Origin of the sequence: Streptomyces sp. DSM 15324, assembly GCF_001514285.1 — a bacterium.
Taxonomy (GTDB): Bacteria; Actinomycetota; Actinomycetes; order Streptomycetales; family Streptomycetaceae; genus Streptomyces.
This window is the reverse complement of sequence record NZ_KQ949058.1, coordinates 1-635: the sequence shown is the minus strand read 5'-3', so window position 1 is coordinate 635 and position 635 is coordinate 1. Positions and strand designations below refer to the sequence as shown.

Below are 635 nucleotides of genomic sequence, written 5' to 3'. Positions count from 1 at the left end.
TTCAGGTGGAGTCGTCGTTGAAATACCACTCTGGTCGTGCTGGATGTCTAACCTGGGTCCGTGATCCGGATCAGGGACAGTGTCTGATGGGTAGTTTAACTGGGGCGGTTGCCTCCTAAAGGGTAACGGAGGCGCCCAAAGGTTCCCTCAGCCTGGTTGGCAATCAGGTGTTGAGTGTAAGTGCACAAGGGAGCTTGACTGTGAGACCGACGGGTCGAGCAGGGACGAAAGTCGGGACTAGTGATCCGGCGGTGGCTTGTGGAAGCGCCGTCGCTCAACGGATAAAAGGTACCCCGGGGATAACAGGCTGATCTTCCCCAAGAGTCCATATCGACGGGATGGTTTGGCACCTCGATGTCGGCTCGTCGCATCCTGGGGCTGGAGTCGGTCCCAAGGGTTGGGCTGTTCGCCCATTAAAGCGGTACGCGAGCTGGGTTTAGAACGTCGTGAGACAGTTCGGTCCCTATCCGCTGTGCGCGTAGGAGTCTTGAGAAGGGCTGTCCCTAGTACGAGAGGACCGGGACGGACGAACCTCTGGTGTGCCAGTTGTTCTGCCAAGGGCATGGCTGGTTGGCTACGTTCGGGAGGGATAACCGCTGAAAGCATCTAAGCGGGAAGCCTGCTTCGAGATGAGG

Annotated in this window: 1 rRNA gene (running past one end of the window); it reads left to right on the top strand. The window is 58.0% G+C overall.

What is annotated here, in order from left to right:
* Window positions 1-635: ribosomal RNA gene (locus tag AQJ58_RS40110) — 23S ribosomal RNA — on the top strand; its annotated part reaches 3,153 nt to the left of the window's first position; the annotation flags it as partial.